Annotated in this window: 15 protein-coding genes; 7 read left to right on the plus strand and 8 right to left on the minus strand. The window is 68.3% G+C overall.

The window, feature by feature from the left end; all coding sequences use genetic code 11:
- Positions 1-5: 5 nt before the first annotated feature.
- The 3 genes from AAHH99_RS10235 to rfbD are packed head-to-tail and all read right to left on the minus strand — an operon-like array spanning position 6 to position 2,875.
- On the minus strand, positions 6-1,082 hold the full coding sequence (locus AAHH99_RS10235; RefSeq protein WP_418768538.1) for a sugar phosphate nucleotidyltransferase: 1,077 nt from the start codon (positions 1,080-1,082) through the stop codon (positions 6-8).
- Positions 1,079-1,966, minus strand: a complete 888-nt coding sequence (locus tag AAHH99_RS10240; RefSeq protein WP_418768539.1) for a glycosyltransferase family 2 protein — start codon at positions 1,964-1,966, stop codon at positions 1,079-1,081. The genes AAHH99_RS10235 and AAHH99_RS10240 overlap by 4 nt, the downstream gene beginning before the upstream one ends.
- Before the next feature lie 18 nt (positions 1,967-1,984).
- Positions 1,985-2,875, minus strand: a complete 891-nt coding sequence (gene rfbD / locus AAHH99_RS10245; RefSeq protein WP_418768540.1) for a dTDP-4-dehydrorhamnose reductase — start codon at positions 2,873-2,875, stop codon at positions 1,985-1,987.
- 67 nt (positions 2,876-2,942) lie between these two features.
- On the opposite strand from rfbD, the gene AAHH99_RS10250 reads away from it, so the two are divergent.
- The 3 genes from AAHH99_RS10250 (at position 2,943) to AAHH99_RS10260 (ending at position 6,649) form a co-directional block, all read left to right on the plus strand.
- Positions 2,943-4,409: an LCP family protein gene (locus AAHH99_RS10250; protein WP_418768541.1), complete on the plus strand. Its 1,467-nt coding sequence runs from the start codon at positions 2,943-2,945 to the stop codon at positions 4,407-4,409.
- A gap of 11 nt (positions 4,410-4,420) precedes the next feature.
- Positions 4,421-5,149, plus strand: coding sequence for a TIGR03089 family protein (locus tag AAHH99_RS10255; protein WP_418768542.1), 729 nt, complete (start codon positions 4,421-4,423; stop codon positions 5,147-5,149).
- 66 nt (positions 5,150-5,215) lie between these two features.
- Positions 5,216-6,649, plus strand: a complete 1,434-nt coding sequence (locus tag AAHH99_RS10260) for a multicopper oxidase family protein (RefSeq protein WP_418768543.1) — start codon at positions 5,216-5,218, stop codon at positions 6,647-6,649.
- Between the two features lie 7 nt (positions 6,650-6,656).
- Here the strand turns inward: AAHH99_RS10260 and AAHH99_RS10265 are convergent, their stop codons facing one another.
- Genes AAHH99_RS10265 through AAHH99_RS10275 form a run of 3 tightly spaced genes read right to left on the minus strand, consistent with a single transcriptional unit; the run spans position 6,657 to position 9,597 of the window.
- Complete coding sequence (locus AAHH99_RS10265; protein ID WP_418768544.1) at positions 6,657-7,820, minus strand: acyl-CoA dehydrogenase; 1,164 nt, start codon at positions 7,818-7,820, stop codon at positions 6,657-6,659.
- Positions 7,821-7,871: 51 nt separating this feature from the next.
- Entirely contained in the window at positions 7,872-8,384 is a 513-nt protein-coding gene (purE, locus tag AAHH99_RS10270) for a 5-(carboxyamino)imidazole ribonucleotide mutase (protein ID WP_082694051.1), read from the minus strand.
- Positions 8,377-9,597, minus strand: coding sequence for a 5-(carboxyamino)imidazole ribonucleotide synthase (locus tag AAHH99_RS10275; protein WP_318264962.1), 1,221 nt, complete (start codon positions 9,595-9,597; stop codon positions 8,377-8,379). Before AAHH99_RS10275 ends, purE begins: the two co-directional genes overlap by 8 nt.
- 103 nt (positions 9,598-9,700) lie before the next feature.
- On the opposite strand from AAHH99_RS10275, the gene AAHH99_RS10280 reads away from it, so the two are divergent.
- Complete coding sequence (locus tag AAHH99_RS10280; protein ID WP_064428556.1) at positions 9,701-10,378, plus strand: GtrA family protein; 678 nt, start codon at positions 9,701-9,703, stop codon at positions 10,376-10,378.
- Here AAHH99_RS10280 and AAHH99_RS10285 read toward each other — a convergent pair.
- Together AAHH99_RS10285 and AAHH99_RS10290 are read right to left on the minus strand one after the other, a co-directional pair.
- Positions 10,333-10,851 (minus strand): PH domain-containing protein, encoded by a 519-nt coding sequence (locus AAHH99_RS10285; RefSeq protein ID WP_064428555.1) that lies wholly within the window; start codon positions 10,849-10,851, stop codon positions 10,333-10,335. The two genes, AAHH99_RS10280 and AAHH99_RS10285, sit on opposite strands and share 46 nt — an antisense overlap.
- A gap of 63 nt (positions 10,852-10,914) precedes the next feature.
- On the minus strand, positions 10,915-11,721 hold the full coding sequence (locus tag AAHH99_RS10290) for a biotin--[acetyl-CoA-carboxylase] ligase (RefSeq protein WP_418768545.1): 807 nt from the start codon (positions 11,719-11,721) through the stop codon (positions 10,915-10,917).
- Between the two features lie 144 nt (positions 11,722-11,865).
- Here AAHH99_RS10290 and AAHH99_RS10295 point away from each other — a divergent pair, with 144 nt between their 5' ends.
- From AAHH99_RS10295 to AAHH99_RS10305, 3 genes are all read left to right on the plus strand, one after another.
- Positions 11,866-13,506: an acyl-CoA carboxylase subunit beta gene (locus AAHH99_RS10295; RefSeq protein WP_418768546.1), complete on the plus strand. Its 1,641-nt coding sequence runs from the start codon at positions 11,866-11,868 to the stop codon at positions 13,504-13,506.
- An 80-nt stretch (positions 13,507-13,586) separates the two neighbouring features.
- On the plus strand, positions 13,587-13,838 hold the full coding sequence (locus AAHH99_RS10300; RefSeq protein ID WP_238382092.1) for an acyl-CoA carboxylase epsilon subunit: 252 nt from the start codon (positions 13,587-13,589) through the stop codon (positions 13,836-13,838).
- The gene (locus tag AAHH99_RS10305; protein ID WP_066849051.1) at positions 13,835-14,476 is read left to right on the plus strand and encodes a Maf family protein; all 642 of its coding nucleotides are present in this window, start codon (positions 13,835-13,837) and stop codon (positions 14,474-14,476) included. Before AAHH99_RS10300 ends, AAHH99_RS10305 begins: the two co-directional genes overlap by 4 nt.
- Positions 14,477-14,487: the final 11 nt, after the last annotated feature.

A 14,487-nucleotide genomic window follows, 5' to 3' on the forward strand; every position in this document is an offset into this window, starting at 1 on the left:
GCGGGCTAGACGTCGGTCGAGAAACGGATCCCGCCGTCGGGGATCGTCACGCCCGGCCACACGCGTGCACCGCGCAACAGTTCGCAGCGTGCGCCGATGTCGGCGCCGTCGCCGATCACGCCGTCGCGGATCAGCGCGCGCGGGCCGATGCGGGCGCCGAACCCGACGATCGAGCGTTCGATCACCGCGCCGGCGCCCACCCGCGCGCCGTCGAAGATGACCGCGCCGTCCAACCGTGCGCCACCGGCGATCTCGGCGCCGCGACCGACCACCGCGCCACCGATCAGAAGCGCCCCGGGTGCGACGCTGGCGCCGTCGTGCACCAGCTTTTCACCGCGGTGCCCGCCCAGCGCGGGTGACGGCGCGATACCGCGCACCAGATCCGCCGACCCTCGCACGAAATCCTCCGGTGTGCCCATGTCGCGCCAGTAGGTGGAGTCGACGTAGCCGCATACCCGAAGCCCGTCGGAGAGCAGACCCGGGAACACCTCGCGTTCGACCGAAAGCGCCCGGCCCTTGGGGATGCGCTCGATCACCTCGCGCTTGAACACATAGCAGCCCGCGTTGATCTGATCGGTCGGCGGGTCCTGGGTCTTCTCGAGGAAAGCGGTCACCATGCCGTCCGAATCGGTTGGCACGCAACCGAATGCCCGAGGGTCACCAACACGTACCAGGTGCAGCGTCACATCGGCGGCGTTGTCCTCATGCGAGTCGAGCAGCGCGCGAAGGTCGGCACCCGACAACACGTCGCCGTTGAACACCAGCGCGGTGTCGTGGCGCAGCTTCCCCGCGACGTTGGCGATGCCGCCGCCGGTGCCCAGCGGTTCGGTCTCGACGACGTATTCGATCTGCAGGCCGAACTTGGACCCATCGCCGAACTCGGACTCGAACACCGCGGCCTTGTACGAGGTGCCCAGCACGACGTGCTCGATACCGGCCTCGGCGATGCGCGACAACAGGTGCGTCAGAAACGGCAAGCCGGCCGTCGGCAGCATCGGCTTGGGCGCGGACAGGGTCAGCGGCCGCAGCCGGGTGCCCAAGCCACCGACGAGGATGACGGCGTCGACGTGTGCGGGATTCACTTGCGCCGTCCTTTCGCCCGTTTGCGTCGTGAGTTACGGACCACCAGGTCCGCACGCGCGGCGAGCGAGCTCCGGATCGTCCACCGCAGCGGACCCTGCCACCACCTGGGGTACCGATCCGCGAGGAAAGTGTAGGTGCTGGTGTGATGGGCGGCCAAGTTGCGAGCGGGGTCCTTGCCGGTCGCGTGACCCTTGTCGTGCAAAACCTCGGCGGCCGGCACGTACACGTTCTGCCAGCCCGCGCGCGACAGTCGATCACCGAGGTCGACGTCCTCCATATACATGAAGTAGCGCTCGTCGAAGCCCGAGATCTCCTCGAACGCCGACCGGCGCAGCAACAGACACGATCCCGACAGCCAGCCGACGGCGCGTTCGCTGGGCTCCCGGCGCTCCTGGCGGTATTCGGCGGTCCACGGGTTGGACTTCCAGAACGGTCCCACGACGGCGTGCATCCCGCCACGCACGAGGCTGGGCTGGTGCCGCGCCGACGGGTACACCGAACCGTCAGGGTCGCGGATCAGCGGGCCGAGCGAACCCGCATGCGGCCAGCGGGCAGCGGCCTCCAACAGGATGTCGATGCTGCGCGGACCCCACTGCACGTCGGGGTTGGCCACGATGAAGAAGTCGTTGTTGTCCGAGTCCGTCAGGTACTCCGCGACCGCGCGGTTCACCGCGCTGCCGTATCCGAGATTGCCGCCGGTGGGCAGCAATCGGGCGTTGGGATAGCGTGCGAGCGCCTCTTCGGGTGCGCCGTCGGTCGAGCCGTTGTCGGCCATCACCACTGTCACCGGCCGGTCGGTGGCGTGCGACAGCGTCGCCAGGAACCGGTTGAGGTGTGGACCCGGCGAGTATGTCACCGTGACGACCACCAAGTCGTCACTCATGTGACACCCGTTCCGAACTCACGGCGTCGAGGGTATCGGGCCGCCACGCCCGTACCGCGACAGCGCATCCGCGGGCGCCTCGCGCCACGGTCGCAGCGGGGTGAGGCCGGCATCGGCGGACCGCCGGCCCGACAGCGCCGTGTACGTCGGGCGCTGCGCGGGCCGTGGGTTTTCGGCGCCGGCGACGGGCCGCACCCGCCCGGGGTCGGCGCCGACGGCCTCCAAGACCGCGCGCGCCTGGTCGTAGCGGCTGGCCTCACCGTCGTTGGCGGCGTGCAACACCGGTGCGCCGATCGCGCCGTCGGCGACCTCCAGCAGCGCCGCGGCGAGGTCACCGGCGTACGTCGGGGATGCGGTCTGGTCGGCCACCGCCTCGACCGTGTCGTCGCCGGCGGCTTTTCGGCGCATGGTCACGACGAAGTCCGTACCGTCGCCGCCTTCGTACACCCACGACGTGCGCACGACGTGCGCGCCGGGCAGGGCGGCCAACACGGCCCGCTCCCCGGCGAGTTTGGTGCGTCCGTAGACGTTCACCGGCGCGGTCTCGTCGTCGATCTCATACGGGCGCCGCGTTGTGCCGGAGAACACGTAGTCGGTCGAGATGTGGATCAGGCGGGCGCCGACGGCGGCGCACGCCCGCGCGAGGTGAGCCGGCCCGTCGGCGTTGACCGCGTGCGCACGGTCCTGTTCGGTCTCGGCCGCGTCCACGTTGGTGTACGCGGCGCAGTTGATCACCACGTCACCGGATTCGATGACACGCTGGGCGGCCGCCGCATCGGTGATGTCGAGCTCCGACGACGTCAGCGCCAGCACCTCGCGACCTTGCTGACGGGCCTGAGCTGCGAGAACCCGACCGACCATGCCGCCTGCGCCGGGAATGACGATCCGGCCCGGCTCGCGAGAAGTCATGGTCACGAGTCTGGCACGCCGAGGCGCGCTACCCGCTTCGTGCCCGTCTCGCCAGTAGCCTGGGCTGATGCCCGGTCGAATGCTCCGTGTCATCGCCGTGTCCGCGGCCTTGGCGATCGTGGTCGGTACGGGCGTCGCGTGGGGCAAGATCCGCTCGTTCGAATCCGGCATCAACCACATCTCGTCGATCGCGCTGGGCGAGGGCGGCGAAGACGGCGCGATCGACATCCTGCTCGTGGGAATGGACAGCCGCACCGACGCGCACGGCAATCCCCTGTCCCAGGAGGAACTGGCGACGCTGCGGGCAGGCGACGACGAAGCCACCAACACGGACACGATCATCCTGATCCGCGTCCCCAACAACGGAAAATCCGCGACCGCCATCTCGATCCCCCGCGACTCCTATGTCGAGGCACCGGGAATCGGCAAGATGAAGATCAACGGCGTGTACGGCTCGGAACACCTCGAGAAGATGACCGAACTCGTCGAGCAGAAGGGCGTGGACCCGACCGAAGCCGAGCCGCGGGCCAAGGAAGCCGGGCGCGAGGCCCTGATCAAGACCGTGGCCAACCTCACCGGCGTCACCGTCGACCACTACGCCGAGATCGGGTTGCTGGGCTTCGCGTTGATCACCGACGCCCTCGGCGGCGTCAACGTGTGTTTGAAAGAGCCCGTGTACGAACCTCTTTCGGGAGCCGATTTTCCTGCGGGCTGGCAGAAGCTCAGTGGTCCGCAGGCGCTGAGCTTCGTCCGGCAGCGCCACGATCTGCCACGCGGCGACCTCGACCGGGTGACGCGTCAGCAGGCAGTGATGGCTTCCCTTGCGCACGAGGTGATCTCCAGTAAGACTCTGTCGAGTCCGGCCACCTTGAACCGGCTGCAGGACGCCGTGCAGCGCTCCGTCGTGCTCTCCGACGGTTGGGATGTCATGCAATTCGCCGAGCATCTGCAGAAGCTGGCCGCGGGCAACGTCGCGTTCGCCACCATTCCGGTGCTGCAGGAGAACGGCTGGAGCGACGACGGGATGCAGAGCGTCGTGCGCGTGGACCCCTCCGAGGTCAAGAGCTGGATCGAAGGCCTGCTGCACGAGCAGGACGAAGGAAAGACCGAGCAGATCGCGTACACCCCCGACAAGACCACCGTCGAGGTGGTCAATGCCACCGAGGTCAACGGCCTGGCCGCCGCGGTGTCGCAGGTGCTGACCAACAAGGGGTTCACTCCCGGCGCGACGGGCAACCACGAGGGTGACCCGGTGGCCAGCAGCCAGGTGCGCGCCAACAAGGCTGACGACCTTGGCGCACAGGCCGTCTCGAAGGACCTGGGCGAGTTGGCGATCGTCGAGGACCCGTCGGTGGCCCCGGGGCACGTGCGGGTGGTGCTGGCCGACGACTACACCGGTCCGGGTTCGGGTCTGGACGGTAGCAACGTTCCGACGCTGACCACCGATTCGGTGGCCGTCGGGTCGACTGAGACCGCTCCGCCCCCGTCGCCGATCCTGACCGCCGGATCCGACGACCCGGAGTGCGTCAACTAACGTCGAATAGCGTGACGACCGTCAGTGGGGAAATCCTCGACCCGCTCATGGCCTCCGACCCCGCGGGCCCCCGCATCACCTACTACGACGACGCGACCGGCGAACGCATCGAGTTGTCCACCGCCACGCTCGCGAACTGGGCCGCCAAGACCGCCAACCTGTTACGCGACGAGTTGGGCGCAGGCCCGTCGTCTCGCATCGCGGTTCTGTTGCCCGCGCACTGGCAGAGCGCCGCCGTGTTCTTCGGTATCTGGTGGATCGGCGCCGAGGTGGTGCTCGGGGACGCTTCGGTGGACTCCGCCGACGTCGCGCTGTGCACCGCCGACCGGTTGGCCGAGGCCGATGGTGCGGTCGGGATGGATAGCGGAACAGGTGAGGTCGCGGTGCTGTCGCTGGACCCGTTCGGCAAGCCCGCGGCCGATCTGCCGGTCGGTGTCACCGACTACGCCACCGCGGTGCGGGTACACGGCGACCAAATCTCACCTGAGCGCACGCCCGGCCCCGCGCTCAACGGCCGCGGCGTCGACGAGGTGCTCGCCGCGGCCCGCCAATCCGCCGCGACACAGGGTTTCACCGCATCCGACCGGGTGCTGTCCAGCGCCGGATGGGATACCGCCGACGAGCTCGTCGACCACATGCTGGCCGTCTTCGCCGTCGGCGCCTCGCTCGTGCAGGTGGCCAATCCCGATTCCGCACTGGCCGACCGTCGTAGGGCAACCGAGAAGGTCACCAAGGGCTGAGGAGCCATTTCGGCGAAATCGGGCTTTCGTCGACGCTGAAGCGCCCGCAGTGCCACGCTGGAGAGCGTGATCGACCGGCGCGAATTCTTCGTGCTGTCGGCGGGCGTGGCGGCCGCCGTCGTGGGCGGTTGTTCGTCGCGGACGCCCCAACCGGCGTCGGCCGATCGAAGCTCGAGCCCGGGGTTCGACATCACGTTCACCCCTGCGGAGGTGGACGTCGACCTCGGCGGGGTCACCGTCCGCACCTGGGCCTACGGCGGCCGGGTGCCCGGCCCGGAGATCCGCATCCGCAAAGGCGACAGGATGCGCGCTCAGCTGGAAAACAGGCTGCCCGCCCCGACCACCATCCACTGGCACGGTCTGGCCATCCCCAACGCCATGGACGGCGTGCCCGTGTTGACGCAGCCCGCCGTGCCCGCGGGCCAGTCGTTCACCTACGACTTCGTCGTGCCCGATGCCGGGACGTACTGGTACCACTCCCATGAGGGCACTCAACTCGACCGCGGGCTGTACGGCCCGCTGATCATCGAAGACCCCGCCGACGGCACCGACTACGACGACGAACTCGTCGTCGTGCTCGACGATTGGGTCGACGGCACCGGCCGCAACCCCGACCAGGTCCTTGCCGAACTGAACAAGGCGGGCATGCCGGCGATGCCGAACATCCCGGACGCCGGCATCACCCCGACCACCCCGCTCGGCGACGACGGCGGCGACGTCACCTACCCCTACTACGTCATCAACGGACGCGTGACCGCCGATCCACAGGTCGTCGATTACCGTGCCGGACAACGCATCCGGCTGCGGGTCATCAATGCCGGTTCGGACACCGCGTTCCAGGTCGGCGTGCCCGGACACTCTCTGCGGGTGATCGCGACCGACGGCTTTCCGGTCGAATCCAGGCAGGCCGATTCGGTCATCCTCGGGATGGGTGAACGGGCCGATGCGATCGTCACCCTGCAGGCGTCGGCGCCGGTCATCGCCGCGGCGTACCGCAAGGACGGCTACGCGCGGCTCGACATGCGCGTCGACAACAGGGCCGGCACGGGCAACATCGACGACTACGTCGCGACGCTGCGGACCCAGCCTCCGCTCGACACCGCGACGCTGGCGGCCACACCCGAGGTGAACCTGCCCGACCGCGCCGTCCAGCAGGTCATCGACATGCGGTTGGCCGGCCCGGTCGACGGCTACACCTGGACGATCAACGGAAAGCGCTACGACCCGCCCCGCGACGGATACGCGGTCACACGTGACCAGCGCGTGCGCATCCGCTATGTCAACGAGTCGAAGATGTTCCACCCCATGCACTTACACGGGCACACGTTCCAGGTGATGGGGCCCGACGGCCCGCGGGCCCGCAAGGACACGGTGCTCGTCGCGCCGCTGCGCACCGTCGACATCGACTTCGACACCGACAACCCTGGGCGGTGGATCACCCACTGCCACAACACGTATCACCTCGAAGCGGGGATGGCCACCTTCATCGAATACCCCTGAGCGGGGACTACTTCAGCAGTGCGCGGGACATCACCACGCGCTGAATCTGGTTAGTGCCCTCGTAGATCTGGGTGATCTTGGCGTCGCGCATCATTCGCTCGACCGGGAAGTCGGTGGTGTAGCCGTAACCACCGAACAGTTGGACCGCGTCGGTGGTGACCTCCATCGCGATATCGGAGGCGAAGCACTTCGACGCCGAGGAGATGAACCCGAGTTCGGACTCACCGCGTTCGGCCCTGGCGGCGGCGGAGTACACCGTCAACCGGGCCGCTTCGATCTTCATCGCCATGTCGGCGAGCATGAACTGCACCGCCTGGAAGTCAGCGATCGGCCTGCCGAACTGCTTGCGCTCCTTGACATATGCGATCGACGCGTCGAGCGCGCCCTGCGCGATGCCGACCGCCTGCGCACCGATCGTCGGCCGAGTGTGGTCCAGGGTGGCCAGCGCGGTCTTGAAACCGGTGCCCTCCTCGCCGATGATCCGGTCGGCGGGGATCCGGCAGTCTTCGAAGTACAGCTCGGTGGTGGGCGATCCCTTGATGCCCATCTTCTTCTCCTTGGCGCCGATGGAGAAGCCGGGATCGTCCTTGTGCACGACGAACGCTGAGATGCCGTTGGCCTTCTTGTCCGGATCGGTCACCGCCATCACCGTGTACCACGTCGACTGGCCGCCGTTGGAGATCCAGCACTTGGCGCCGTTGAGAACCCACTCGTCACCCTCACGGCGGGCCCTGGTGCGCATCGATGCGGCGTCGCTGCCGGCCTCGCGTTCGGACAGCGCGTACGACGCGACGGCTTCACCGGCGGCGATCGACGGCAGCACCTGCTTCTTGAGCTCCTCGCTGCCGCGCAGCAACAGGCCCATGGTGCCCAGCTTGTTGCAGATCGGGATCAGCGACGACGACGCGCACACCCGCGCGACCTCTTCGATCACGATGCACGCCGCGATCGAGTCGCCGCCCTGACCGCCGTACTCCTCGGGGATGTGGATGGCGGCCATCCCCGACGAGGTCAGCGCCGCCAGCGCCTCGTCGGTGTAGCGCGCCTTCTCGTCGACGTCGGCCGCGTGCGGGGCGATCTCCTTCTCGCAGAGGTCGCGCAGCACCGCACGCAGTTCGTTGTGCTCGTCGGAGAGCTGAAAGAGATCGAATGACGGGTTGCCGATGGCCATGAAAAACTCCTTGCTACTCGTCGGTAACCCTACTCCCGCGGGTCGGGCACCCTATTCGCCGAGGAGGCGGTCTCGCAGCGCCGCATCCTTCTGCAGCACCGTGTCGTGCAGGTCGGCCTGGAACTGTACGACCCGCTTGCGCAGCGCCGCGTCCGCCGACCCGAGGATCCGCACCGCCAGCAAGCCCGCGTTGCGGGCGCCGCCGATCGACACCGTGGCCACCGGCACGCCTGCTGGCATCTGCGCGATCGACAGCAGCGAGTCCAAGCCGTCGAGCTTGGCCAGCGGCACCGGTACGCCGATGACGGGCAGCGGGGTCGCCGACGCCACCATGCCCGGAAGATGCGCCGCCCCGCCTGCCCCGGCGATGATCACCTCGATACCGCGGTCCGCGGCGCTCTGGGCGTACTCGAGCATGCGGACCGGCGTGCGGTGCGCAGAGACGACGCCGACCTCGAAGGGCACATCGAACTCGGCCAGCGCGTGGGCGGCGTCCTCCATCACCGACCAGTCGCTGTCGCTGCCCATGATCAGGCCGACCCGCGGCGCAGCAGCACTACTCATGTGGATCCCATCCGTCCGTCCATTCCGCGTGCGACAACCAGTGTGCCGCCCTGGCAGCGCGTTCGCGTACATCGGCCACGAACGCGTCGTCGTCAAGAGAACCGCCGGGCGAGCCGAGGACGTTGACGTGACCGATCTTTCGGCCGGGCCGCTCGGCCTTGCCGTACAGATGCACCTTCACGTCGGGCATCCTGGCGAACAGGTGGTGCAGCCGCTCGTCCATCGTCATCGCCGGTAGCTGTTGTGCGCCAAGCACATTGGCCATCACCGTGACGGGGACGATCTGTGCGGTGTCGCCGAGTGGATAGTCGAGCACCGCACGTAGGTGCTGTTCGAACTGACTGGTCTGCGCACCGTCCATGGTCCAGTGCCCGGAGTTGTGCGGGCGCATGGCGAGCTCGTTGACGAGCAGGGTGCCGTCGACGGTTTCGAACAACTCGACGGCCAGCACCCCGACAACCCCGAGTTCAGAGGCCAGCCGCAAACCCAACTGCCCAGCCGCTGAGCGCAACTCGCCATCAAGGCCCGGGGCCGGTGCAATCACCTCGACGCAGATGCCGTCGCGCTGCACGGTTTCCACCACCGGCCACGCCGCGCCCTGCCCGAACGGCGAACGCGCCACCAGGGTCGCCAGTTCGCGCCGCATCGCGACCCTCTCCTCCACCATCACTTCCGCCCCGCCGTCCAGGTAGCGCTGCGCGGCCGCACGCGCCTCGGCAACGTCACCGGCCAGCGTGACCCCGCGGCCGTCGTAGCCGCCGCGCACGGTCTTGACCACGACGGGACCGTCGATCCGTGCGGTGAATGCGTCGATGTCGGACAGGTCGTCGACCGCCGCGAACCGCGGCACCGGCGCGCCGAGCACCTCGAGCCTGCGGCGCATCACCAGCTTGTCCTGGGCATGGATCAGCGCCGACGGAGGAGGAGCCACGTTGACGCCGTCGGCCAGCAGCTTCTCCAGCAGTTCGGCGGGCACGTGCTCGTGGTCGAAGGTCAGCGCGTCGGCGCCGGAGGCGGCACGGCGCAACGCCTCGAGATCGGTGTGTGTGCCCAACACCACATCCGGGCTCACCTGCGCGGCCGGGTCGCCGGCGTCCACGGCGAGGACGCGCAGAGTCTGGCCGAGCGCGATCGCGGCCTGATGGGTCATCCTGGCCAGCTGACCACCGCCGACCATGGCCACCACCGGCGGCCCTTTGGGGTTCTGTGACACGTCTTCATGGTGTCATGACCACGCCGTGGAGTCGGTTCCGATGCACCGGCTGCGACCTGCATGAGTACACGTAGAGTGCGGTATTTCCGTACACTGCCCTGTTGTGTCCTTTACCGATGCGACGATCGCACGGCTGCCCCGTCCGGTACGGCCGTACTTCGAGCGGCATCACGAACTGATCAAGTTCGCGATCGTCGGCGCGACGACGTTCCTCATCGACACATCGGTCTTTTACACACTCAAGCTGACGGTGCTCGAGCCCAAGCCGGTCACGGCGAAGATCATCGCGGGCATCGTCGCGGTGATCGCGTCCTACATCCTCAACCGCGAGTGGAGCTTCCGCGACCGCGGCGGCCGCGAGCGTCATCACGAGGCGCTGCTGTTCTTCGGCGTCAGCGGGGTCGGCGTGCTGTTGAGCATGGCCCCGCTGTGGATCTCGAGCTACGTGCTGATGCTGCGGGTGCCCGAAGTCAGCCTGACCGTTGAGAACATCGCCGACTTCATCTCGGCCTACATCATCGGCAACCTGCTGCAGATGGCGTTCCGGTTCTGGGCGTTCCGGCGCTGGGTGTTCCCCGACGAGTTCGGCCGCAACCCCGACCGGGCGATGGAGTCGCTCACCGCGGGCGGGCTCGCCGAACTCCTCGAGGACCACCACGAAGGTGTCGCCGCCGAGCACGCCGAGGGCAACGTCACACCGCTGCGCCGCCCCGGCCGACGCGCCGGACACGCCGCTCAACTCGGCGACTCCTCCGAGCCCAGAGTGTCGAAGACCTCGTGATACAGCAGCGAGTGGACCCGTTCCACCCGCGGGATGTCGTCGAATGCGATCGGGTCTTGGGCCGCTGACTCGATGATCAACGTGCCGGTCCGCAGCATGCGGTCCAGCAGTGCGTGCCGGAACTCGACACTGTTGATCCGCGCCAGCGGGATGTCGATTCCCGACCGGGTCAGCACCCCGTGCCGAAACATCACCCGGCGATCGGTGATCACGAAGTGCGTCGTCCACCAGCTCAGGAACGGCCAGATCGTCAGCCACCCGATGATCACCAGCCAGATCGCGCCGATCACGATCAGCACGACGTTGCGGGCGGTCTGATCCCACTCCATGGTGTTGACGTAGCCGGCGCCGAACGCGGCCAGCGCGGTCACCAGCAGCAACACCAGGACCGGACCAATCAGCCGCTTCCAATGCGGATGGCGGTGCAAGACCACCTGCTCGTCGGAGGCGAGCACGTTGTCGGGGTAACCCATGCGATGACCTTAAAGCGATTTCGGTGTCGTTAGTCGCGATGCGCGCGACGAATTACACCGAAATCACTGGTCGGGCCGTAGATGGACGATGTCTCCTGCGGAGACGGTCACCGACCGGTCGTCGGCATCGATGACCAGCCGACCCTGCTCGTCGACGTCGCGCGCCACGCCGACGACCTGCTGGTCGCCGGGCAGCAGCGCGCGGACCCGCTGACCCAGCGTGAGGCTGCGGGCGCGATAGTCGGCGGCAAGGCCGGCGTCGGCGCCTGCGGCCTGAGCCCACGAATCGACGCGGTTGCCCAGTTCGTGCAGCAGCCGCACAACCAGGCGTTGCCGGTCGGGTGCCGGGACACCGAGGTCCACCAGCGAGGTGGCCCCCTCGACGCCGACGTCCTCACCGCGCAGCGAGACGTTGAGCCCGACGCCGAGCACGACGGCCTGTTGACCGCCTGCGACCTCGGCCAGGATTCCGGCCAGCTTGCCGCCCCCGGCCAGTACGTCGTTGGGCCACTTCAGGCCGGCGGTGACGCCGGTGTCGGCGACCGCGTCCACGACGGCCACGCCGGTCGCCAGCGGCAGCCAGCCCCAGGCGGAGCTGGGCACCCCGGCGGCGTCGAGACCCACCGACATCGTGATCTGCGTGAACGGCACCGCCGACCAGCTGCGACCCCGGCGGCCACGGCCCGCGGTCTGGTTCTCGGCGATCAGCACCGCGCCGGCGATGTCGTCGCCGCCCCCGGCGCGTGCGATCAGGTCGGCGTTGGTCGACCCGGTCTCGGCCACCACGTCGATACGCCGCCACGCGCGCGAACCGGCGAACACCTGCTCGCGCAGCGCCGCGACGTCGAGCGGAGCCGGGTGCGCGGTCATCGGAATCGGACTCCCATCGCCAAGACGCATTCGGCCCTCACTACTACCACCGGCGGCTCTGCGCGCGGTGCGCGAGGCGTCCTTAAGGGGACCTTAAGGACGCGCCGTCGGTCGCGCGCCGGTCGTTCGTTAGCATCGAGCACCATGACCTCCGTTCAGAAGCCGTCGGTCGAGCCGTCAGGCGAACACGAGATCGACATCCACACCACCGCGGGCAAGCTGGCCGATCTGCGCAGGCGCGCCGAGGAGACCTTGCACCCGGTCGGCGAGGAAGCGATCGAGAAGACACACGCCAAGGGCAAGCTCACCGCTCGCGAACGCATCCTGGCGCTGCTCGACGAGGGCTCGTTCGTCGAACTGGACGCGCTGGCGCGACACCGCAGCACCAACTTCGGGATGGAGGCCAACCGCCCGCTCGGCGACGGCGTGGTGACCGGTTACGGCACCATCGACGGCCGCGAGGTGTGCATCTTCAGCCAGGACGCGACGGTCTTCGGCGGCAGCCTCGGCGAGGTGTACGGCGAGAAGATCGTCAAGGTCCAGGAACTGGCGATAAAGACCGGAAGGCCGTTGATCGGCATCAACGACGGTGCGGGCGCGCGCATCCAAGAGGGCGTCGTCTCACTTGGCTTGTACAGCAACATCTTCCACAACAACATCCTGGCCTCCGGCGTGATCCCGCAGATCTCGCTGATCATGGGCGCGGCGGCGGGCGGCCACGTGTACTCCCCCGCCCTGACCGACTTCGTGATCATGGTCGACCAGACCAGCCAGATGTTCATCACCGGACCCGACGTCATCAAGACCGTCACCGGTGAAGAGGTGACGATGGAGGAACTCGGCGGCGCGCACACCCACATGTCGAAGTCGGGGCTTGCGCACTACGTGGCCTCCGGCGAGCAGGACGCGTTCGACTATGTGCGCGAATTGCTCTCCTACCTGCCCAGCAACAACTACGCCGATCCGCCGCGCTATCCGGAGGTGGTTCCCGAGGGGCCGATCGAGGACAACCTCACCGACGAGGACATCGAGCTGGACACGCTGATTCCGGACTCGCCGAACCAGCCCTACGACATGCACGAGGTCATCACCCGCATCCTCGACGAGGACGAGTTCCTCGAGGTGCAGGCCGGTTACGCGCAGAACATCATCGTCGGGTTCGGCCGCATCGAGGGCCGCCCGGTCGGCATCGTGGCCAACCAGCCGACACAGTTCGCCGGCTGCCTGGACATCAACGCCTCGGAGAAGGCCGCGCGGTTCATCCGGACGTGCGACTGCTTCAACGTCCCGATCGTGATGCTGGTCGACGTGCCGGGCTTCTTGCCGGGTACCGGCCAGGAGTACAACGGCATCATCCGGCGCGGGGCCAAGCTGCTCTACGCCTACGGCGAGGCCACCGTCGCCAAGATCACCGTCATCACCCGCAAGGCCTACGGCGGCGCCTACTGCGTCATGGGGTCCAAGGAGATGGGCGCCGACGTGAACGTCGCCTGGCCGACCGCACAGATCGCGGTGATGGGCGCCTCGGGCGCCGTCGGCTTCGTGTACCGCAGCAAGCTCAAGGAAGCGGCCCGCAACGGCGAGGACGTCGATGCGTTGCGCCTGGAGCTGCAGCAGGAGTACGAGGACACCCTGGTCAACCCATACATCGCGGCCGAACGCGGCTACGTCGATGCGGTGATCCCGCCGTCGCACACGCGCGGCTACGTCGCGAACGCGCTACGGCTGCTGGAACGCAAGATCACGCAGATTCCGCCCAAGAAGCACGGGAACATCCCCCTGTGAGCGGGGCGAACGATTCAACGCCTGTGAGCGGGGCGAACGATTCAACGCCTGTGAGCGGGGCGAACGGCGTGGAGGCGGACGTGACGGTGACCGACGAGCAGAGCGCCGCCCAGCAGGATCACGAGGCGCACATCCAGGTCGTCAGGGGTGAGCCGAGCCAGGACGAGCTCGCCGCGCTGATCGCGGTGCTGGCCGCCGCGTCGAGCGTGCCGTCCGAGCCGCGCGAGCAGGAAGAGAACCTCTGGGGTCATCCCGTCGACCGGCTGCGGTACACGCCGTTCAGCTGGCAGCGGGTGACGCTCGTGGAACGGGCACACATGCGCCGTCGATGACGCGCGTCGTCCTCGCCTCGGCGTCCTCCGGCCGTCGAAAAGTCTTGCGGCAGGCCGGAATCGATCCGCTGATCGTGGTGTCCGGCGTCGACGAGGACGCCGTCGTCGCCGGGCTCGACGCCGCGGCGACACCCGCGCAAGTGACGGTCGCCCTCGCCACGGCCAAGGCCGACGCAGTCGTCGCCGGACTCGATCCGGCGGTCCGTGCCGACTGCGTCGTGATCGGCTGCGATTCCATGCTTTTCCGCGACGGGACATTGGCGGGCAAACCCGCCTCTGCCGAGGCCGCACTCGCCGGCTGGCAGCAGATGGCCGGCTCCTCCGGTCGGCTCCACACGGGTCACTGCATGATCCGCTTGCAGGACAACGGCATTGTGTGCCGGCTGGCCGAAGCCGAGGCCACCACCGTGCACTTCGCGGTGCCGTCGAGGGCCGATCTCGAGGCCTACGTCGCCAGCGGCGAGCCGACGGCGGTGGCGGGCGGCTTCACCCTCGACGGTTTGGGCGGCTGGTTCATCGAGGGCGTGGACGGCGACCCGTCATCGGTGATCGGCATCGGACTGCCCCTGGTCCGCGGCATGTTCGAGCGCGCCGGGCTGTCGCTGGCCGACCTCTGGCGCGATAACCCGGTCACCTGACCCCACGGGGC

Source organism: Mycobacterium neumannii (genome assembly GCF_048452905.1).
Taxonomy (GTDB): domain Bacteria; phylum Actinomycetota; class Actinomycetes; order Mycobacteriales; family Mycobacteriaceae; genus Mycobacterium; species Mycobacterium neumannii_B.